This is a genomic window from Pseudonocardia oceani (assembly GCF_019263585.2).
Classification (GTDB): Bacteria; Actinomycetota; Actinomycetes; order Mycobacteriales; family Pseudonocardiaceae; genus Pseudonocardia; species Pseudonocardia oceani.
On sequence record NZ_JADQDF010000001.1, the window covers coordinates 3,191,238 to 3,210,893 of the forward strand.

Here is a 19,656-nt window from a genome sequence, read left to right on the forward strand (position 1 = left end):
GTCAGGCCGCCCGGTCGTAGTCGGCGACGCGCCAGACACCGTCCTCGGTGAGCACCACGAGGACCACCAGCGTGAGCGCGTCGGTCTGCACGGCGACGTCGACGGACCCGGCCGCCACCCGCTGCGCCGACGGCGCCCCGGTGACGCGCGTGGCCGGCACCGCCGACGGGTCGACGGTGGCCAGCACGCCCAGGTACTCGTCGGTCGTGAGCGGCCGCAGCCCCTCCAGCCACTGCGCGGGCGGGGTGCCGTCGGGCGGGCGCACCCACGCGGCCGCCCACTGCGCGGCCACGTCCAGGGCGGCGGCGGGGGCGCTGGAGACGGGCAGCGGGCTGGGCGTCAGCTCGGGGATCGGCGGCAGCGCGGTCGGCGTCGGGGTGCGGGAGGCGCCCGACGGCGCGGTGGTCTGCGGGGCGCGCGTCCCCGTCGTCGACGACGGGGAGGCGGTCGGGGCGGGGTCGGGAGCCACCCGCCCGAGCACGGCGCTGACGGCGAGCACGACCGCGAGCAGCACCCCCGCGGACACGGCGAGCCGGGCGGGCGAGCGCAGCGGCCACTGCCAGATCGTCCGGTAGGCCGCAGCGCGGCCGCGCGGGGACCTAATCGGCACGGCCACCGCCCGTGCGGTCGTAGACGGGGCGGTCGTGGACGGGGCCGGACGAGCCGCGCGCCGGCGGGCGGTAGATGCGGTAGACCGGCACGCCGTCGACGATCTCGGCCTGCACCGGGCGGGCGCCGCCCGGGCGCCGCGGGACGGAGTCGGGCCGCCGGTAGATCGTGCGGTCGTCGACCTCGCCGGGCTCCGACCAGCGCGGCACCGCCCCGGCGCCGCCGACCCCGCCGCCGCCCGCCGGCAGCGCGGGGCGCCGCGCGCCGGGCACCAGCGTGGGCGTGGACGGGATCTCGATCTCGGTGCGGGGCCGGGTGACGCGCTCGGCGGTGGCCCGCACCCGCATCGGCGCCTCGGCCTCGGGGCGGGGGCCGCCGGTGTGGGACGCACCGGCCGCGGCGCCGCGGCGCTCGTCCCACCAGCGCGACTGCCGGTCGTCATCGGGGCCGCCGCGCATCCGCTGCCAGACCCGCGACATCGGGCCGGAGCCCGCGCCGGGCACGATCCCGCCGAACTGCTCGCGGGTGAGCGACACCATCGACACCAGCCGCCGGAACGGCCGCGCCACCGCCCACAGCACCACCGTGACGACACCGGTGACGAGCAGCGCCAGCCACAGGTCGATCCCGGACCCCGGCCGGAACAGCGACACGACCAGCAGCGCGTGCAGCCCGGCCAGCGCCCCGACGACGAGGGTGTTGACGATCGCCGCGCCGCCGACGCGCAGCAGCGCGGGCAGGATCTCGGGCTTGAGCACGGCGACGACCGCGATGGCCGGCGCCGTCATCACCATGAGCCGCAGCACCAGCATCGCGACCAGGACGAGCACCTTGGACAGCAGCTGGAACAGCGCGATGCACAGCGCCTGCACGACCGCGAGGATGCCGGCGCCGGTGCGGCTGCCCGCCTCGCCGGTGAAGTAGGGGTAGCGGTCGCCCATCCGCTCGCCGATCGCGGCGAAGTCGTTCTTCTTCTGCTCGGCGAGCTCGAGGGTGTCGCGGCCCTCGGCGATCTCGGCCTTCGTGAAGGTCTGCGCGCGCAGCAGGTCGCGGCCCAGCTCCTGGGCCTGCGGGACGTCGGGCGAGCCGAACTCGCCGCGCAGCCAGTTCTGGTAGATCACGTTGTCGACGAGCACCGTCGGCAGCGTGTCGCGGTTGCCCAGCCCGACCTGGTCGAGGAAGCCCTCCTGCATCGACGTGACGCCGTCGAGCAGCAGGCCGTCGGCGGCCTTCGCCCAGTCGACGGGCGTCAGGTACGCCGCGGAGCCGATGACGAGCGCCACCAGCGCGAACGCCCCCCGGCGGGCCTGCTGCGCGAGGTCGCCGCGCAGCGCGAGCAGCAGCAGGACCACCGCGAGCACGGCGAGGACGGGGCCGATGAACGTGCTGAACACGGCGTCGTACATCGCGGTGGTGCCGGCGGTGATGAGATCGTCGAGCGGGGAGAGCAGCTCGCCGCCGTCGGCGATCAGGTAGTGCGACCAGTTGACGCCGCCGACGGTGAACTTGGCGACGTTGAACGCCTGGTTGCCCATCCACGTGTCGGTGGTGCTGGCCGGGTTGAACACGGCGGCGCCGGCGCAGCCCAGGTCGTAGTTGTGCCAGAGCAGCCCGGCGTAGCCGACCTCGTCGTAGACGCTGCCCGGCTCGCCGACGCCGTAGACCGGCGGGTCCAGCGATCCGACCAGCCCGGTGCCGGGCCGGTCGGGCTCCGGCGACTCCTTGCAGTCGAGCGGCTGCGCCATCGCCGGGCTGCCGATCAGCACCGAGCCACCGACCAGGGCGGTGACGACGAGCAGGGCCGCCCGCCGCGAGCGCGGGCGCTCGGCGCGGGTCGCCCTGCGCCGTCGGTGGGCCGCGGCCAGCAGGGCGGCGACGATCACCAGCCCCACCGGCAGCAGCCCCGCCGGTGCAGCGGTCACCGCACGACCCCCCCGGTGGGCCGGACGCGGTCGGCGTCGAGGTCGTCGGCGAAGCCCTCGTCGAGGACGTCGTCGTCGGAGAGCTCGTCGTAGCCTCCGCGGGGCAGGTCCTCGGCGACGATCTCGCCGGACAGGACCGGCGGGGGTTCGTCGGGCGCGCGGACCGCCGCCTGCGCCACGGGCACGCCGCGGGCGGAGACGCGGCTCGCGTCGGGGTTGGTGTCCAGCGCGGCCCGGACGTGCTCCAGGTGCGGGGCCTCCAGGTCGATCCGGATCTTCTCGACGCCGCCGTGGCCGTCGGCGAAGACGAACTGGCGCGGCGTGTCGTCGGGCCGGTCGTCGTGGCGCGGGCGCGGCGAAAGCGTGCCGAGCATCTGCTCGTAGCCGACGCCGGTGGGCACCTTGAGCAGGCGCAGGGCCTCGTCCTGGGCCTCGCCGTCGTCGGTACGCCCGACGAACACGGCGTTGACCAGCGACGCGAACCCCGACACCCGCAGCAGGTCGCCCGCGAGCTGCGAGGCGAACAGCGCGCGCACGTTGAACTTGCGGGAGTCGCGGGCGAGGCGGTCGATGAGGACCTTGCCGGTGGGCACCTGCGAGAGGAAGTGCGTCTCGTCGAGCGCGACGCCCTTGCGCAGGTTGCGGTCGGCCTCGTAGATCGTGCGCTGGGTGAGCCAGGACGCGAGGTTGAGCAGCTCGACGGCCAGCGACTCGCCGTCGGTCCACTCCTCGCGCGGGCTGCCCGGCCGCGGCAGCGTCATGCCCTGCATCGTCAGCACGGTGAGCCGGTAGTCGCGCTCGTCCTGCCAGGGGTCGTCGCGGGTGGTGTCGGGGAACAGCAGCGCGGCCTGGGGGAGCTCGCGGCGCTCCTCGAGGAAGTCGGCGACGACGCCGGCGTGCTCCTCGCCCTCGCGGGCGTGGCGGCGCAGGGCGTCGATGACGAGGCCGGGGTGGCGGTCGTTCGCGCCGCCCACCTCGCGGACGGCGCGCAGCAGCACGATCCGGGTGTGCGGCAGCCGGGAGATGTCGTAGGGCAGCAGTCCGGTGAGCACGTCGAGGACGAGCCGGCGTCTCGTGGCGGCGGCGAGGCTGCGCTCGCGGCGCCACGCCCGCTCGGGGTCCTCCTCGTCGGCGAAGTGGTCGGGCCGCGGCTCGGCGACGACGCGGTAGGGGTTGAGGATGCCGGGGTCGGCGCGCAGCAGGTTGATGTGCCGGCTGAACGGGGCGAGCTCGGGCAGGCGCGTCAGCTCGGCGAGCGGGCCCGACGGGTCGAGCACGGTCCAGCGCGCGCCGGAGCGCAGTGTCTTGTAGACGATCAGGCCGGTGAGGAACGACTTGCCCGACCCCAGCCCGCCGACGACGGCGGTGAGCCCGGAGGAGCGGCGCACCTCCTGCGCGAGCCACGGGTCCCACGCCACGGGGCGGCGGGTGGCGGTGCAGGTCTCACCGATCATGATGCCGCGGCGGTCGCCCACGCTGGCGGTGGCCGCGGGGACGGCCGCGGCCGCCCAGGTGACCGAGCCGCGGCGGCGGTAGGCGGTGGAGGCCAGCGGCTCGCCCGGGATGAACTCCCGCGCGTACTTGTACTGCGCCTCGGGGTGCTCCATCTGCACCTTGGGGCGGTAGACGTCGAGCACCTGCTGGGCGCGGCTGACGGCCTCCGCCTCGTCCTTGCCCGACACCGCGACCCGCCACCAGCCGTAGAGGCGGGTGTTGAGCTGGGTGAGCCCGGACGTCAGCTCGTCCTCGACCTCCAGCACCCGGTCGGCCTGGCGCGCCAGCGACATCGGCGGGTCGAGGTCGTGGTCGTGGGTGTAGTGCCGGATCTGGGAGCGGACCTTGCCCATCTGCCGCTGCAGCTCGCCCGCTACCTCCTCGGGACGCCGGACGTAGATGCGCGCCGACCACTCCACCGGGAACGGGAGGCGGTCGGAGTGCTGCATCCACGGGTCGTCGACCTCGGGGATGCGCAGGCCCTCCATCAGCCCGACCGACAGCACGGCCACGTTGCGCTGCACCGTCTGCGAGCGGATGCGACCGACCACCTTGACGGTGGGGGCATAGGGCTCCTGGTGCATGTCGACGCCGTCGGTGAAGCCCGCGAGGTCCTCGGTCTCCCAGCGCGACACCCCGCCGGGCACGACCGACAGGGTGCGCGGCGCGGGGAGCCCGAGCGCGCAGGAGCGCTGCATCAGCCAGGCGACGTCGTCGGGACGCGCGGGCACGGCGTCGAGTCCGCTGCCCGCGACCAGCTCGTCGATGTGGGCGACCTCGGAGTCGAGCGCGGCCAGCTCGGCGCGCACCGCGGCGGGCGCGATGCGCTCCAGCACGGGGGCGGCGGCGTCGACCCAGCGGTCGAGCATCCCGCGACCGGAGACCTCGACGCCGAGGAACACCTCCTTGTCGCTCATCGACAGCCCCATGAGGTGGCGCTGCTCGCCCTCGAGGAAGCCGTCCCAGCCCAGGGCGCCGGCGACGTCGGGCATGCGGCCGAGCGCGTTGTTGTCGAACGACTCCGCCCACATGTGCACCGGGTACGGGCGGGTGGTGACGCGCAGGTGCAGCCAGCGGCCCTGCAGCTCGCCGAGCTGCGCGGCGATCTGGCGGATCAGCACCTCGCGCTGGGAGTCGGAGCGGAAGCTCCAGGCCTGCGCGGCGAGCCGGTACCAGGCCATGACCTGCGTACTGGTGCGCGTCAGGTGGCCGTCGATCGAGCGCAGCGCGATGTCGGGGGTGTACTTCGGCAGGCCGGACTCCCCGGCGAGCGCGCGTCTTCGGCGGCGGCGCGGCTCGTCGGAGGCGGGGCGCGCCGCGTCACGCCGCGCCACGCCGGCGACCTCCCCTGCGACGCGGGCGGGCCGCCGAGACGGCGGGCCCGGTGCGGACGTGCCCGGAGCGCACGGCGCCACCGGCCACGGCGGTGCTGGCGCGCGGGCCGCGGACCTCGTGGCCGAACAGCGACACGACCTGGCCCAGCGGGCGCTCGTAGTCGATGCGCTGGCCCAGGAAGCGGGTGACGAGCACGGTGATGATCAGCGCCCAGGCGACGGAGAAGAAGTCGAGGCCGATGCCCAGCCGTCGCTGGACGAACATCACGAGGATCATCGCGAGCAGGCCGACGCCGTAGGAGACGTAGCGGGCCCGCCACGGGAAGGTGGCGCGCGGTGGCCCGAGCCAGACGGAGTCGACCCGGTACACCTCGTCGTCGGTGCGGACGAGCACTCCCGTCACCCCGTGAGGAGGCTGGCCAGGAAACTGCCGATCTGCGGCCCGTTGCCCGACACGGCGATCCCGAGCGCGACCAGCCCGATGATGAGGCCGACGCTGCGCCGGGCGACGCCGGCGTTGTCGCCGCGTCCCCCGATCCACAGCAGGATCACGGCGATCCCCAGGAGGACGAGGGGAACCACGTTCTCCTGGATCCAGGTCTGCAGTCCCCCGGTGCCCACCCCGCCCTGGGCGAGGGCGAACAGTTCAGGGTCCATCACGGTGACTCCTCCGACGATCGTGGACGCCACGTGGTCGGGTGGCCACGGGCGTGCACATCCCAGTGCGGGCAGGCGGTGCCGTCCGGCACAGCTCTGCACCGAGTGAAACACGAGCCACGGGGGCAATCCTAGAGTGCTCGCCCGGTTACGGCCCGTCTGGGCGCGCGCCGTTGGCGCAGGCACACGCGAATCTCACCGGACGTGCCCGGGTGCGCTCCCGCGGCCCGCCGTTCGGGGGTACCCGTGCGGCCCCCGGTGCGGGTCGCTCCTCCGACCCGGTGCGAGCCTTCTCACTCGCGGGCTCGCCCTCCCGAGGTCGCGGCGGTCGGTTACCGCTGGGTAGGTTGTAGGCCGGTCCGGACACCGTCGGAGCAGGTGGCGGCGGGCTAGTCTGCTGCGCGAGGTCCGCGATCCACCACTCGCGGACCAGTCCTGGGAGGAACACCCGTGGTTGTGAGACTGATCATCGGCCTGGCGATGACGGTGATCGCGTTGGCGGTCTCCGGCCGCCGCGCGTTCTGGATCTACAAGCTGATCTCGTCGGGTCAACCGGCGAACGACCGGACCGAGGGGTTGGGCCAGCGGGTCCGGGCGCAGTTCGTGGAGGTGTTCGGGCAGCGCAAGCTGTTGAAGTGGTCGGTGCCCGGGTTGGCGCACCTGTTCACGTTCTACGCGTTCGTCATCCTGATCACGGTGTATCTGGAGGCCTACGGGGCGTTGTTCGTGCCGGACTTCGCGATCCCGCTGATCGGGACGTGGCCGGTGCTGGGGTTCCTGCAGGACACGATCGCGGTGCTGGCGATGCTGTCGTTGGTGGTGTTCGCGGTGATCCGGGTGCGCAACGCTCCCGAGCGCCGCGCCCGGGCGTCGCGGTTCTACGGCTCCCACACCGGTGGTGCGTGGCTGATCCTGTTCATGATCTTCAACGTGCTGTGGACGCTGTTCCTCTACCGCGCGGCGGCCTCGGCGCTGGGCTACCTGCCCTACGAGAGCGGTGCGTGGGCCTCGATCGGGCTGGGCCGGTTGTTCGCCGGGGTCCCGGAGCCGACGCTGGAGATCATCGAGAGCGTCGGGCTGCTCCTGCACATCGGTGTGATGCTGGTGTTCACGGTGATCATCGCCTACAGCAAGCACCTGCACATCTTCACCGCGCCGATCAACGTCTCGGCCAAGCGCTTCCCCAAGGCGCTGGGTCCGTTGCCGGCGATGGAGTCGGACGGCAAGAAGATCGACTTCGAGGACCCGGGCGAGGACGACGTGTTCGGTCGCGGGAGGATCGAGGACTTCACGTGGAAGGGCATGTTGGACTTCGCGACCTGCACCGAGTGCGGTCGCTGCCAGTCCCAGTGCCCGGCGTGGAACACCGGCAAGCCGCTGTCGCCGAAGTTGCTGATCATGGACCTGCGCGATCACATGAACGCGAAGGCCCCGTACATGATCGGCGGGCGGGACATGCCCGAGGAGGGCTCGATCGACTGGGCCGCCGGGCTGGACGCCCACCCGGGTCACGGGGTGCCGGAGTCCGGGTTCGAGCGCGTGCGCGGGTCCGGGCCCGAGCAGGCCGCGCGCCCGCTGGTGGGCACCGCCGAGCAGGGCGGGGTGATCGACCCGGACGTGCTGTGGTCGTGCACCACGTGCGGGGCGTGCGTGGAGCAGTGCCCGGTCGACATCGAGCACGTCGACCACATCGTGGACATGCGCCGCAACCAGGTCCTGATCGAGTCGGAGTTCCCCTCCGAGCTCGGGGTGCTGTTCAAGAACCTGGAGAACAAGGGCAACCCGTGGGGGCAGAACCAGCGCGAGCGCCTGGACTGGACCAAGAAGCTCGACTTCGAGGTCAACGTCTTCGGTGCCGACGGGGCGGACAAGCTGGCCCCGGAGGTGGAGTACCTGTTCTGGATCGGCTGCGCGGGCGCGTTCGACGACGGGCAGAAGAAGACCGTGCAGGCCACCGCGGAGCTGCTCACCCGCGCCGGGGTCGAGTACGTGGTGCTGGGCCCGGAGGAGACCTGCACCGGTGACCCGGCGCGGCGCTCGGGCAACGAGTTCCTGTTCCAGATGCTGGCCCAGCAGAACGTCGAGGTCCTCAACGCGGTGTTCGAGGGGCGCGAGGCCGGCACCCGCAAGATCGTCACGACGTGTCCGCACTGCCTGAACACCCTCGGCCGGGAGTACCCGCAGCTCGACGGTCACTACGAGGTCGTGCACCACACGCAGCTGCTCAACAAGCTGGTCCGCGAGGGCAAGCTCGTCCCGGTGGCCGCACCGGACGCCGGCGGTGTCGACGGTTCCGGGCCGGCGCCGGTCACCTACCACGACCCGTGCTACCTGGGCCGGCACAACGAGGTCTACGAGGAGCCGCGTGAGCTCATCGGCGCCGCACTGGGATCCACCGGCGCGACGCTGACGGAGATGCCGCGGCACGCCGACCGCTCGATGTGCTGCGGCGCGGGTGGTGCGCGGATGTGGATGGAGGAGCGGATCGGGCAGCGGGTCAACGTCAACCGCACCGAGGAGGCCCTGGCCACCCTAGGTGCCGGTGCCCCCTCGGAGACGACGCTCAACGACTCCGGCGCCAACGAGCAGACCAGCGGTGTGAAGGGTTCGGACGGCGCGGCCGCCGGCGGCACGATCGCGGTGGGTTGCCCGTTCTGCAAGACGATGCTCTCGGACGGGCTCACCCAGAAGCAGGGTGAGGGCGCAGGGGAGAACGTCCAGATCCAGGACGTCTCCCAGATGCTGCTCACCGCGGTGAAGCGCGGTGACGCCTCCGGCAACGGCCACTCGGCCAACGGCTCGTCCGCGAACGGCTCGTCCGCCAACGGCACCGCCCCGGCGGCGGCTCCGGCGGAGGAGCCCGCGAAGGGCGACGCCCAGAGCTGAGCACGACGCACCGGCGGGGTCCGGTCCGGGGGAACCCGGGCCGGACCCCGCCGTCGTCGGTCAGGGCCGGGTGGCGCAGGCGGTGAACTCGGTGACGACGTAGCTCTGGCCGGTCGGCTCCTCGCCCACGGTCAGGACCCCGAGCTGCGGGCCGGCCGGGGCCGCGTCCTCCCACGTCAGGGCGCAGGCGTCGACGACGAGCCCGTCGGCGCGCTCGGTGGTCGGGGCCTGCGCGTCGGCGTACTCGTTGCGGTCGACGATCCCCGCCGTCACGGTCCTCACCGCGGTGAGGCAGTCGGGCGCGCCCACGGACGCGACGAACGCCGTGCGGGCCGGCGCGGCGAGCAGGTTGTCGCACACCGCTCCCGGGGCCTCGGGGCGGTCGCCGTAGGCGATGCGGTTGAGCAGGGTCGGCAGCAGCCGGGCCGGGGCCGGGACGCCCTGCAGCCCCTTGCTCTCCTCCTGCGTGCGCGCCTGCTCCTGCGCCGTCACCTGCGCCTCCTGCGCACTGACCCAGGCGTACGCCGAGCCGCTGAGCAGGCACAGCGCCGCCCCGACGGCGGCGAGCCGCCAGGCCGGGAGCCGCAGCAGACCGGCGACGAGCACGCCGATGCTCGCGGCCAGCGCCCACGCCCACGGCGTGGTCGACAGCATCAGCCCCGCGACGACGACGAGCCCGCCGAGCGGCCACACCCACCGCCCGAGCAGCCGGTCGACGCGCAGCAGCGCCAGCAGCACCAGCACCGCGACGCCCGCGAGCCACGGCCACGGCGACCACCCGGAGAAGGGGGTCAGCAGCAGCGCGGTGGCCCCGACGGCGAGGGACGCGGTGCCGTAGGGCGTGCGGGTCACGCGCTTCCACACGACCTGGGCCCGCGAGGGCGGGGGCTCGGCGGGCGGCGGACCGGAGGGCGCGGAGCCGGCGGGCGGCGGCCCGACCGGCGCCGGGTGCGGGGCGGGAGTCCACGGGACCGGCGGGCCCCCGGGCGTGCTGCGCGGCTCGTCCATCGCTCGCCGACAGTACTGGCCGTGGCCCCTCGGCCGTCAGAGCCAGCCGTGGTCCCGCGCCCGCGCCACGGCGTCGGAGCGGTTGCCCGCGCCGAGCTTGTGCATCGCCGAGGAGAGGTAGTTGCGGACGGTGCCGGGCGAGAGGTGCACGCGCTCGGCGATCTCGGCGGCGGTGCTCGACGGGTCCACCTGGCGCAGGACGTCGAGCTCGCGGTCGGTGAGCGGGCAGTCCTCGGTCATCAGCGCGGTCATGGCGAGGTCCGGGTCGACGTAGCGCCCGCCGCGGTGCACCCGCCGGATGACGTCGGCGAGCACCGTGGCCGGCGCGCTCTTCGTGACGAAGCCGGCGGCGCCCGCGGCCAGCGCGCGGCGCAGGACGCCGGGGCGGGCGTGGCGGGTGAGGATGATGCAGCGCGTGCCGGGCTCGTTGGCCGCGACCCACTGAGCGACCTCCGCGCCGTCGCGCCCGGGCATCTCGACGTCGAGCACGGCCACATCGGGCCGGTGCTCGCGCACCGCGTCGACGGCCTCGTCGCCGGTGCCGGCCTCGCCGACGATCACCAGGTCGGACTCCAGCCCCAGCAGCGCGCCGACGGCACCGCGCGTGAGCGACTCGTCGTCGGCGAGGACCACGCGGATCGCGGTCACCGCGCACCCGCAGGCAGGGAGGCGTCGATCCGGAAGGTGCCGTCGCCCGACGGGCCGGCGGCGAGGCGTCCGGCGTGCTCGTCGAGGTAGCGTTCGAGCGAGGCGAGCCCGGTACCCGGGTCGGCGCCGTCGGCGGGCAGTGCACCGTCGTTGACGACGACCAGCCGCGCGCCGCCGTCGGCGACGATCTCGATGGTGCAGTGGCTGGGCTCGGCGTGGCGCAGGACGTTCGTCATCGCCTCGCGCAGCACGCGCCCGAGGACGGTGCGCGCGGTCGGGCCGACGGTCGTGGGATCACCGCGCACGACGAGGGTGATGCCGGAGGACTCGAGCACCGCGCGGGCCCCCGCGAGCTCGGTGACGAGGTCGATCGAGCGGGTGTCGCGGACCAGCGCGCGCACCTCCGTCAGCGACTCCCTGGCCACCCGCTGCACATCCTCCATCTCGGCCCGTGCCCGCTCGTGGTCGGACAGGCGGGCGGCGAGCTCGCTCTTGAACGCGACGACCTCCAGCGCGTGCCCGAGGATGTCGTGCAGGTCGTCGGCCAGGCGCAGCCGCTCGCGGGCCGTAGCGAGCTCGGCTGCGGTGCGGCGCGACCCGTCGATGTCGATCACGGCCTTGAGCCACCACAGCCGCTCGACGTCGAGGATCCACATGCCGCCGACGTAGGTGACGGCGAGGCCGACCGAGAAGACGCGGAACCCCTGCGAGTCGGGGTCGAGCGGGTAGATCAGGCCGGTCGCCCACCAGCCGAGGCCGGCGGTCAGGACGCTCGCCGCGACCACCCAGATCGCGGTGGTCCGCGCCCGCCGGCCCCCCACGACGTCACCGAGCAGCACGCCGCCGAGCAGGGACCAGGTGAAGCCCAGCGCCCCGCTGCCCAGGCCGACGACGGTGACGGCGAGCCCGACGGCCGACGCCGTGACGGTGAACCAGGGCGCGGCGGGCGTGCCGAGCGAGCGCATGAGCTCGCGGATGCGCCACAGGTGCAGCCCGAACCCGGCGACGTAGAGCAGCACCATGACGACGACGAACTCTGGCCGCACGGCGTCCAGGAACAGCGGGACGGGCACCAGGAACAGGTAGAGCAGGGTGCTGATGAGCCCGATGCGCCCGAACCGGCGCGCGGTGCGCACCCGGCGCTCCTCGAAGCCGGGCGGGGAGGTGTCCACGCCGCCACCGTAACCGAGCGGCTGCGCGCCCGGCGGCGGTCGATGACAGCTGTCATCGCAGGTCCTGTCCGGTGTCACGGCGGCCGGTGACCGTCGCGACTACTGCGTCACGTGCCCCCGGCGGCAGTCTCGTCGCCATGACACAGACGACCACCGGACCCGCGGCCGTCCCGCGGGCGGCGGACCGCGACGCCGCGATCTCGGTGCGCGGGCTGCGCGTCAGCTTCGGCGACTTCGACGCCGTGCGCGGCATCGACCTCGAGATCCGCCGGGGCGAGGTCTTCGCGCTGCTCGGCACGAACGGCGCGGGCAAGACCACCACGCTGGAGGTGCTGGAGGGGTTCGGGCGGCGCAGCGGGGGCGCCGTGTCGGTGCTCGGGCTCGACCCGGCCGTCGACCGTGCCGCGCTGCAGCCGCGGATGGGGGTCCAGCTGCAGGAGGGCGGCTTCGTCGACGAGCTGACGGTCCTGGAGACGCTGCAGCTGTGGCAGCGGCTCGTCGAGCGGCCGGACCGGCCCGAGCGGCTGCTGGAGCGCTTCGAGCTGACGGGCCGGCGCGACGTCGGGGTGAACAAGCTGTCGGGCGGGGAGAAGCGGCGGCTCGACCTCGCGATGGCGGTGTGGGGCTCGCCCGAGCTGGTGATCCTCGACGAGCCGACGACCGGGCTGGACCCGGAGTCGCGGCGCCGCACCTGGGACGCGATCCAGGAGCTGCAGGAGGCCGGGCGCACGGTCGTGCTCACCACGCACTACCTGGAGGAGGCCGAGGCGCTCGCCGACCGGGTGGCGATCATGCACGAGGGGTGCGTGGCCGTGGCGGGCACGCTCACCGAGATCGTCGCGGCGCAGCCCTCGGGCTTCTCCGCGACGCTCCCCGCAGGGGCGGGCGAGCTGCCGGTCGTCGGCGGGGAGGTGGAGCGCGACGGCGACCGCGTCCGGGTGCGCACCGACGACCTGCAGGGCGACCTCACCGCGTTCCTGGTCTGGGCGGCCGATCGGGGCGTCCGGCTGTCCGACCTGCGCGCGGCACCCGCCTCGCTCGCCGACATCTACCACGCCGTCCGCACCGGATCGGAGCAGTCATGACCACAGCCACCACCGGGTCCACCGGCGCCACCGCCGCGGCGGGCCCCGCCTCACGGGTCCTCGCGCTGGCCACCGCCGAGGTGCGGCTGCTGCTGCGCAACCGCACGGCGGCGATCTCGTCGCTGTTCCTGCCCATCGCGTTCGGCGTCTTCTTCGCGTTCACCTTCGAGGCGGGTGTGGCGGCCGGCCCCGGGGTCTGGGCGACGATCGTCGCGCTGCAGCTGGTCGTCACGTTCACGATGGGCGTCTACGTCACGATCACGCAGACGGTCGTGGCCCGGCGGCAGACGCGGGTGCTCAAGCGGATGCGCACCAGCAGCCTGTCCGACGCAGGTCTGCTCGTCGCGACGACCGGGCCCGCCGTGGCCATCGCCGTGGTGCACCTCGTGCTCTACGCCGTGATCGACACGGTGCTGGGTGCGCCGTTCCCGGCCGACGTCGTCCCGCTGGTGCTCGCCGTGCTCGGGGGGCTCGCGGTGTGCGTCACCGCCGGGTTCGCCACGACGATCGTCACGCCGACGCCGGAGCGCGCCCAGATCACGACGCTGCCGCTGTTCTTCCTGATGTTCGGCGCGGCGTTCGTGGTGCCGGTCCTGCCGGTCGACTCGTGGTGGCAGGCGCTGGTGCTGGTGCCCGGCGCGCCGATCGGGCTGCTGACCCAGCTCGCGTTCACCGGTGGCGCCTGGGCGCCCGGCCTGCCGGGCCTGCCGGCGGCGTTGCCCGGGATCGTCAGCCTGGTCGGCTGGACGGCGGCGTTCACCGTGCTCTCGCAACGGCGCTTCCGCTGGGACCCGCGCGTCTGACCGGCGCCCGCGCCCGGGTCGTCAGCGCCGGGTGTCGATCCGGTGGAAGTTCAGGTGCGCCCGCGACGGCGTCGGCCCGCGCTGCCCCTGGTAGCGCGAGCCGACGCCGTCACTGCCGTAGGGGCGCTGCGCGGGGCTCGACAGGCGGAACAGGCACAGCTGCCCGATCTTCATCCCCGGCCACAGTGTGATCGGCAGGTTGGCGACGTTCGACAGCTCGAGCGTGATGTGGCCCGAGAAGCCGGGGTCGATGAAGCCCGCGGTGGAGTGGGTGAGCAGGCCCAGGCGCCCGAGAGAGCTCTTGCCCTCCAACCGGCCGGCCAGGTCGTCGGGGAGCGTCACGGACTCGAACGTCGAGCCGAGGACGAACTCGCCGGGGTGCAGGACGAACGGGTCGTCGCCGTCGGGCTCGACGGCCGACGTCAGCTCGTCCTGCTGCTCCGCCGGGTCGATGTGGGTGTAGCGCGAGTTCTGGAAGACCCGGAAGAAGCGGTCGAGCCGCACGTCGATGCTCGACGGCTGGAGCATCGCGGGGTCCCACGGATCGAGGACCAGGCGCCCGCCGTCGAGCTCCTCGAGCAGGTCACCGTCGGACAGCAGCACGGGCGCAGCGTACCGACGGGCTCAGGCCTCGGTCGTCGACGGCTCGTCGGCGGTGTCGTCGGCGCTCTCGTCGACGTCCTCGCCGACCTTGGCGGCGACGGCCGGGGTGGCCTCCACCGCGGGCGCGGGGGACTGCTCGGGCAGCACCGGATCCGCGAGCACCGGCGACGGGGTGAGGCCGAACATCCAGGCCACGGCCTGCTCGACGCGCACGGCCTCCTTGCCGTCGGACGGCTCGTCGACGGCCTTGGGCGCGACGGCCAGGACCTGCCGGACCGTGGTCATGACGCGCGGGCTGAGGATGCTGCGGATGGAGTCGCCCGGCTGCGCGATGTGCGGGCCGTCGACGAGCACCGCGGGCGTGCCGAGGCCGGGGGCGTCGGTGACGAGCTCGGGGTCGTCGGAGACGAGCACCGTGGCCGCGGCGATGAGCCCCACCAGCTCGGCGAGCGGGAGCGTGCGGGCCACGAGCGCGCGGTCGTGCTGCGCGAGCGGGGCCGCGGCACCGTGGGCGGCGAGCTCGCCGTAGACGACGATCTCGACGTCGGACTCGCGCTCCAGCAGGTCGGGCAGGCCGGCGAGGACGCCCAGGGAGTCGGCGCGGTCGAGGCCCACGAGCACGAGCTTGGATTCGCCCGCGCGGACGCGGCGGACCAGCCGGGCGAAGCGGAGGTCGGCCGGCTGCGGGTTGGCGGCCATCGTGTCGCCGACGGGGATCGCGTTGGGCCCGATCGGGCTGCCCAGCGCCGCGCCGCCGGTGGTGAGGAAGAGCGAGGCGAGCTGGCCGATGATGCGCCGGTTGGCCTCCTGGGGGAACGGGCAGAGCAGGTCGTCGCTGGCCACCCCCGCCTGCAGGTGCACGACCGGGATCTGGCGCCAGAACGCCACCTGTGCGGCCATCGCGGCCGTCATCCCGCCGCCGTAGACCATCACCGCGGACGGGTCGAGGTCGACCAGCAGCGCGTCGATGCGGGTCATGAGCATCGCGCCGATCGCCGCCGGGTGGGTGCCGGGCGGCTCGCGGAGCAGGAGCGTGACGTCGGCCGGGACCCCGAGGGCCTCGAACGCCTCGTGCACGCCCATCGGGTCGGCACCGGTGGCGACGGTGAGCGCGCGGATGCGGTCGGCGTCGTTGAACGCCGTCGCGACGGGAGCGAGGCGGGCGACCTCTGGGCGGCTGCCGGCGATCAACAGGACGTCGTGGTCGTGGTCCTGAACCGGGAGCGAGCCCAGCGGGGGTTCCATCTGGGTCATGCTCGGGTCCTTCTCGGCCGGGGGAGCTGGCCTTACGGGGCCCCGTCAGTGTGAGGGCCGGGGCACCGCGCGTCGAGGGCGCATCTCCCCAGGCGAGGCACCAGGGGGAGATACCACTCGGATGGTGGTACTCGAAGCGTCACTACCCTCACTCAGAGTGAGCTGATAGAGTTGGGGACGCACTGCGGATGTAGTTCAATGGTAGAACATCAGCTTCCCAAGCTGAATACGCGGGTTCGATTCCCGTCATCCGCTCCATTCCGAAGGCCCAGGTCAGAGGCGCACAGCGCCCGGCCCGGGCCTTCGTCGTGTCCGGGGAGCGACACCGTCGGCCCTCGGCCCGGCCGTCGGGGCGGTGATCGGCGGGAGTGTGACGGTACGGTCCTCCGGACGGCGCTGACGGTGCACTCCCGATGACTACGCCTCCCCGCCGCCACCGCACCCGATGCGGTCGACACCGGGGGGAGGGCTTCCCGTACGTCGTACCATCCGCTCGTGACCGCCAGCCCTGGCTCGGCCCACCGCCTGCGCGACCTCGCGCGCCTGCGCCGCGTCCGCGACCGGATCGACCGGGAGTACGCCCAGCCCCTCGACGTCGAGGCGCTCGCGCGCGGAGTGCACATGTCGGCGGGGCACCTGTCGCGGGCGTTCCGGTCGGCCTACGGCGAGTCGGTGTACGCCTACCTCATGACCCGGCGGATCGAGCGGGCGATGGCGCTCCTGCGCCGCGGCGACATGTCCGTCACCGAGGTCTGCTTCGCGGTCGGCTCGTCGTCGCCGGGGACGTTCAGCACGCGGTTCACCGAACTGGTCGGCGTGCCGCCGAGCGTCTACAAGCGGGAGGTGGGGCGGGAGACGGAGGGGATGCCGCCGTGCGTGGCCAAGCAGGTCACCAGACCGGTCAGGAATCGAGAAGCAGCGGCTCCCGTGGCGCACCTAGCGTGACCGCCATGGACCTCAGCATCTACAACTGCTTCCTCCCCCACGACGACCACGAGGCTTCGCTCGCCTTCTACCGCGACACCCTCGGCTTCGAGGTGCGCAACGACGTCGAGTACGGCGGTATGCACTGGCTGACGGTCGGTCCGCCCGGGCAGCCGCAGACGTCGCTGGTGCTCACCCCGCCCGCCGCCGATCCCGGCGTCACCGAGGAGGAGCGGCGCACCGTCACCGAGATGATGGCGAAGGGCACCTACGCCAGCATCAACCTGGCCACCAAGGACCTCGACGGCACGTTCGAGCGGCTGCAGGCCGGCGACGCCGAGATCGTGCAGGAACCGACCGACCAGCCGTGGGGCGTGCGCGACTGCGCGCTGCGCGACCCGGCGGGCAACATGATCCGGATCTTCGAGGTCCGCTGATCCGTCCGTCCCAGGGAGACCCGATGAGCACGAGCACGCAAGCGCCGGCGGCCGTACCGCACGCCGCCGACACCCACGACCTGATCCGCGTCACCGGCGCGCGCGTGAACAACCTCAAGGACGTCAGCGTCGAGCTGCCCAAGCGGCGGCTGACGGTGTTCACCGGCGTCTCCGGCTCGGGCAAGAGCTCGCTGGTGTTCCACACGATCGCCGCGGAGTCGCAGCGGATGATCAACGAGACCTACAGCGCGTTCGTGCAGGGCTTCATGCCGTCGCTGGCGCGGCCCGAGGTCGACCTCCTCGACGGGCTGACGACCGCGATCATCGTCGACCAGCAGCGCATGGGGGTCGACCCGCGCTCCACGGTCGGCACCGCCACCGACGCCAATGCGCTGCTGCGCATCCTGTTCAGCCGCCTCGGACAGCCGCACCTCGGCTCGCCGCAGGCCTTCTCCTTCAACGTCGCCTCGATCAGCGGGGCGGGAGCGGTCACGGTCGAGCGCGGCGGGGAGAAGATCAAGGAGCGGCGGACGTTCAGCATCACCGGCGGCATGTGCCCGCGGTGCGAGGGGCGCGGCCAGGTCAACGACATCGACCTGACCGCCCTCTACGACGACTCCAAGTCGCTGAACGAGGGCGCGCTCACCATCCCCGGCTACAGCATGGAGGGCTGGTTCGGCCGCATCTTCCGCGGCTGCGGCTACTTCGACCCGGACAAGCCGATCCGGGACTTCACGAAGCAGGAGCTGCACGACCTCCTGCACCGCGAGCCGACGAAGATGAAGATCGAGGGCGTCAACCTGACGTACTCGGGGCTGATCCCGCAGATCCAGAAGTCGTACCTGTCCAAGGACGTCGACGCGCTTCAGCCGCACGTCCGCGCGTTCGTGGAGCGGGCGGCGACCTTCACGCCGTGCCCCGACTGCGGGGGAACCCGGCTGTCGGAGGGCGCGCGCTCGTCGACGATCCGCGGGACCAGCATCGCCGACGCCTGCGCGATGCAGATCAGCGACCTCGCCGCCTGGGTGCGTGACCTCGACGAGCCGTCGGTCGCCCCGCTGCTCACGACGCTGCGCCACACGCTCGACTCGTTCGTCGGGATCGGGCTCGGTTACCTCTCGCTCGACCGGCCCTCGGGCACGCTCTCGGGCGGCGAGGCGCAGCGCACGAAGATGATCCGCCACCTCGGCTCCGCGCTCACCGACGTCACCTACGTCTTCGACGAGCCCACCGTCGGGCTGCACCCGCACGACATCGCGCGGATGAACCGCCTGCTGCTGCAGCTGCGCGACAAGGGCAACACGGTGCTCGTCGTGGAGCACAAGCCGGAGGCCATCGCGATCGCCGACCACGTCGTCGACCTCGGTCCCGGTGCCGGGTCCGGCGGCGGCGAGGTGGTGTTCGAGGGCACCGTCGACGGGCTGCGCGCCAGCGGCACGCTCACCGGGCGCCACCTCGACGACCGCGCCCGCCTCAAGCCCGAGGTGCGCACGCCCACCGGCGCGCTGGAGGTGCGCGGTGCCCGCACGCACAACCTCACCGGCCTCGACGTCGACATCCCGCTCGGCGTGCTCGTCGTCGTCACGGGGGTGGCGGGCTCGGGCAAGAGCTCGCTGATCCACGGCTCGGTCGCGGGCCGCGAGGGCGTCGTCGCCATCGACCAGGGCGCGATCCGCGGCTCGCGCCGCAGCAACCCCGCCACCTACACGGGCCTGCTCGAGCCGATCCGCAAGGCGTTCGCGAAGGCCAACGGCGTGAAGCCCGCGCTGTTCAGCGCCAACTCCGAGGGCGCCTGCCCCACCTGCAACGGCGCCGGCGTCATCTACACCGACCTCGGGATGATGGCGGGCGTCGCCACCACCTGCGAGCTGTGCGAGGGCAAGCGGTTCGACGCGGCGGTGCTCGACTACCACCTGGGCGGCAAGGACATCAGCGAGGTGCTCGCGATGTCGGTGGCCGAGGCGGAGGTGTTCTTCGGCTCCGGCGACGCCCGCACGCCGGCCGCGCACAAGATCCTGCAGCGCCTCGCCGACGTCGGGCTGGGCTACCTCACCATCGGCCAGCCCCTCACGACGCTGTCCGGCGGCGAGCGGCAGCGGCTCAAGCTGGCGACGCGGATGGCGGAGCAGGGCGGGGTCTACGTCCTCGACGAGCCGACCACCGGCCTGCACCTGGCCGACGTCGAGCAGCTGCTCGCGCTGCTCGACCGGCTCGTGGAGTCGGGCACGTCGGTGCTGGTCATCGAGCACCACCAGGCCGTCATGGCGCACGCCGACTGGATCATCGACCTCGGTCCGGGCGCCGGCCACGACGGCGGCCGGATCGTGTTCGAGGGCACGCCGGCCGACCTCGTCGCGGCCCGCAGCACGCTCACCGCCCAGCACCTGGCCGACTACGTGGGGGCCTGACCGGCACCCCGTCGGCGCGTCCCGGGCCGGGGGCCGGCATCGCGTCGCGGCTACGTCCGCAGCGCGGCGGGGGCCTTGATCCGCCAGGCCTCCTCGACGAGCTCGGCGAGCTGGGCGGCGTCGACGCGGTCGAGGTCGACGAGCACCGAGCCGTGGCCGTCGTAGTGCGGGGTTGTGGAGAACGCGGCATCGCCCGAGGCCAGCAGCGCCTCCTTCTCCTGCGTGCTGCACAGCACGACGAGCAGCCCGTCGTCCTCGGTGCGCAGGCGCACGAACCCCTTGCCCCGCACCTTCAGCGCCGGGGTGCGGTACCAGGTCGACTCCTCGACCCCGGCCAGTCCGCTCCCGATCCGCACGACGTCGTCCCAGTCCGGCATGGGCCCATCCTGGCCGCCCGGCGGGCCCGTGTCGT

The 19,656-nt window shown here is 73.5% G+C and carries 17 protein-coding genes and 1 tRNA gene; 7 read left to right on the forward strand and 11 right to left on the reverse strand.

The window, feature by feature from the left end:
- Position 1: 1 nt before the first annotated feature.
- Genes I4I82_RS16035 through I4I82_RS16055 form a run of 5 tightly spaced genes read right to left on the reverse strand, consistent with a single transcriptional unit; the run spans position 2 to position 6,016 of the window.
- On the reverse strand, positions 2-616 hold the full coding sequence (locus I4I82_RS16035) for a hypothetical protein (protein ID WP_226370087.1): 615 nt from the start codon (positions 614-616) through the stop codon (positions 2-4).
- Complete coding sequence (locus I4I82_RS16040; RefSeq protein ID WP_218593081.1) at positions 600-2,531, reverse strand: hypothetical protein; 1,932 nt, start codon at positions 2,529-2,531, stop codon at positions 600-602. Before I4I82_RS16040 ends, I4I82_RS16035 begins: the two co-directional genes overlap by 17 nt.
- Entirely contained in the window at positions 2,528-5,359 is a 2,832-nt protein-coding gene (locus I4I82_RS16045; RefSeq protein ID WP_218593080.1) for an ATP-binding protein, read from the reverse strand. The genes I4I82_RS16040 and I4I82_RS16045 overlap by 4 nt, the downstream gene beginning before the upstream one ends.
- Positions 5,346-5,762 (reverse strand): hypothetical protein, encoded by a 417-nt coding sequence (locus I4I82_RS16050; protein WP_225920610.1) that lies wholly within the window; start codon positions 5,760-5,762, stop codon positions 5,346-5,348. The genes I4I82_RS16045 and I4I82_RS16050 overlap by 14 nt, the downstream gene beginning before the upstream one ends.
- Entirely contained in the window at positions 5,759-6,016 is a 258-nt protein-coding gene (locus I4I82_RS16055; RefSeq protein ID WP_218593079.1) for a hypothetical protein, read from the reverse strand. Before I4I82_RS16055 ends, I4I82_RS16050 begins: the two co-directional genes overlap by 4 nt.
- A 450-nt stretch (positions 6,017-6,466) precedes the next feature.
- Here I4I82_RS16055 and I4I82_RS16060 point away from each other — a divergent pair, with 450 nt between their 5' ends.
- Complete coding sequence (locus tag I4I82_RS16060; protein WP_218593078.1) at positions 6,467-8,902, forward strand: (Fe-S)-binding protein; 2,436 nt, start codon at positions 6,467-6,469, stop codon at positions 8,900-8,902.
- Positions 8,903-8,962: 60 nt separating this feature from the next.
- Here the strand turns inward: I4I82_RS16060 and I4I82_RS16065 are convergent, their stop codons facing one another.
- The 3 genes from I4I82_RS16065 to I4I82_RS16075 are packed head-to-tail and all read right to left on the reverse strand — an operon-like array spanning position 8,963 to position 11,730.
- Positions 8,963-9,910, reverse strand: a complete 948-nt coding sequence (locus I4I82_RS16065; protein ID WP_218595838.1) for a hypothetical protein — start codon at positions 9,908-9,910, stop codon at positions 8,963-8,965.
- Between the two features lie 36 nt (positions 9,911-9,946).
- Positions 9,947-10,558, reverse strand: a complete 612-nt coding sequence (locus I4I82_RS16070; protein ID WP_226370088.1) for a response regulator transcription factor — start codon at positions 10,556-10,558, stop codon at positions 9,947-9,949.
- Positions 10,555-11,730 carry a sensor histidine kinase gene (locus tag I4I82_RS16075; RefSeq protein ID WP_218592071.1) on the reverse strand — a complete coding sequence of 392 codons (1,176 nt, stop codon included), beginning with the start codon at positions 11,728-11,730 and terminating at the stop codon, positions 10,555-10,557. The genes I4I82_RS16070 and I4I82_RS16075 overlap by 4 nt, the downstream gene beginning before the upstream one ends.
- A 137-nt stretch (positions 11,731-11,867) precedes the next feature.
- On the opposite strand from I4I82_RS16075, the gene I4I82_RS16080 reads away from it, so the two are divergent.
- The gene (locus I4I82_RS16080) at positions 11,868-12,815 is read left to right on the forward strand and encodes an ABC transporter ATP-binding protein (RefSeq protein ID WP_218592070.1); all 948 of its coding nucleotides are present in this window, start codon (positions 11,868-11,870) and stop codon (positions 12,813-12,815) included.
- Positions 12,812-13,618 carry an ABC transporter permease gene (locus I4I82_RS16085; RefSeq protein ID WP_218592069.1) on the forward strand — a complete coding sequence of 269 codons (807 nt, stop codon included), beginning with the start codon at positions 12,812-12,814 and terminating at the stop codon, positions 13,616-13,618. Before I4I82_RS16080 ends, I4I82_RS16085 begins: the two co-directional genes overlap by 4 nt.
- A 21-nt stretch (positions 13,619-13,639) precedes the next feature.
- On the opposite strand, the gene dcd is transcribed toward I4I82_RS16085, so the two are convergent.
- Together dcd and I4I82_RS16095 are read right to left on the reverse strand one after the other, a co-directional pair.
- The gene (gene dcd, locus I4I82_RS16090; protein ID WP_218592068.1) at positions 13,640-14,221 is read right to left on the reverse strand and encodes a dCTP deaminase; all 582 of its coding nucleotides are present in this window, start codon (positions 14,219-14,221) and stop codon (positions 13,640-13,642) included.
- Positions 14,222-14,242: 21 nt separating this feature from the next.
- Positions 14,243-15,475, reverse strand: coding sequence for a UDP-N-acetylglucosamine 2-epimerase (locus tag I4I82_RS16095; RefSeq protein WP_218592067.1), 1,233 nt, complete (start codon positions 15,473-15,475; stop codon positions 14,243-14,245).
- Between the two features lie 184 nt (positions 15,476-15,659).
- On the opposite strand from I4I82_RS16095, the gene I4I82_RS16100 reads away from it, so the two are divergent.
- The 4 genes from I4I82_RS16100 to I4I82_RS16115 all read left to right on the forward strand — a co-directional run bounded on the left by I4I82_RS16100 (position 15,660) and on the right by I4I82_RS16115 (position 19,244).
- Positions 15,660-15,733 (forward strand) — tRNA-Gly (locus I4I82_RS16100).
- A gap of 237 nt (positions 15,734-15,970) precedes the next feature.
- Entirely contained in the window at positions 15,971-16,420 is a 450-nt protein-coding gene (locus tag I4I82_RS16105; RefSeq protein ID WP_218592066.1) for a helix-turn-helix transcriptional regulator, read from the forward strand.
- Between the two features lie 5 nt (positions 16,421-16,425).
- The gene (locus tag I4I82_RS16110) at positions 16,426-16,836 is read left to right on the forward strand and encodes a VOC family protein (protein ID WP_218592065.1); all 411 of its coding nucleotides are present in this window, start codon (positions 16,426-16,428) and stop codon (positions 16,834-16,836) included.
- 23 nt (positions 16,837-16,859) lie between these two features.
- Positions 16,860-19,244, forward strand: a complete 2,385-nt coding sequence (locus I4I82_RS16115; protein ID WP_218592064.1) for an ATP-binding cassette domain-containing protein — start codon at positions 16,860-16,862, stop codon at positions 19,242-19,244.
- Positions 19,245-19,294: 50 nt separating this feature from the next.
- On the opposite strand, the gene I4I82_RS16120 is transcribed toward I4I82_RS16115, so the two are convergent.
- Complete coding sequence (locus I4I82_RS16120; protein WP_218592063.1) at positions 19,295-19,621, reverse strand: MmcQ/YjbR family DNA-binding protein; 327 nt, start codon at positions 19,619-19,621, stop codon at positions 19,295-19,297.
- Positions 19,622-19,656 lie beyond the last annotated feature (35 nt).

Excerpts from the sequence above, each read along its gene's own strand:
- I4I82_RS16055 (WP_218593079.1), bottom strand. The coding sequence starts at position 6,016 with ATGGACCCTGAACTGTTCGCCCTCGCCCAGGGCGGGGTGGGCACCGGG.
- I4I82_RS16065 (WP_218595838.1), bottom strand. The coding sequence starts at position 9,910 with ATGGACGAGCCGCGCAGCACGCCCGGGGGCCCGCCGGTCCCGTGGACT.
- I4I82_RS16080 (WP_218592070.1), top strand. The coding sequence starts at position 11,868 with ATGACACAGACGACCACCGGACCCGCGGCCGTCCCGCGGGCGGCGGAC.
- I4I82_RS16085 (WP_218592069.1), top strand. The coding sequence starts at position 12,812 with ATGACCACAGCCACCACCGGGTCCACCGGCGCCACCGCCGCGGCGGGC.
- I4I82_RS16095 (WP_218592067.1), bottom strand. The coding sequence starts at position 15,475 with ATGACCCAGATGGAACCCCCGCTGGGCTCGCTCCCGGTTCAGGACCAC.
- I4I82_RS16110 (WP_218592065.1), top strand. The coding sequence starts at position 16,426 with ATGGACCTCAGCATCTACAACTGCTTCCTCCCCCACGACGACCACGAG.
- I4I82_RS16115 (WP_218592064.1), top strand. The coding sequence starts at position 16,860 with ATGAGCACGAGCACGCAAGCGCCGGCGGCCGTACCGCACGCCGCCGAC.
- I4I82_RS16120 (WP_218592063.1), bottom strand. The coding sequence starts at position 19,621 with ATGCCGGACTGGGACGACGTCGTGCGGATCGGGAGCGGACTGGCCGGG.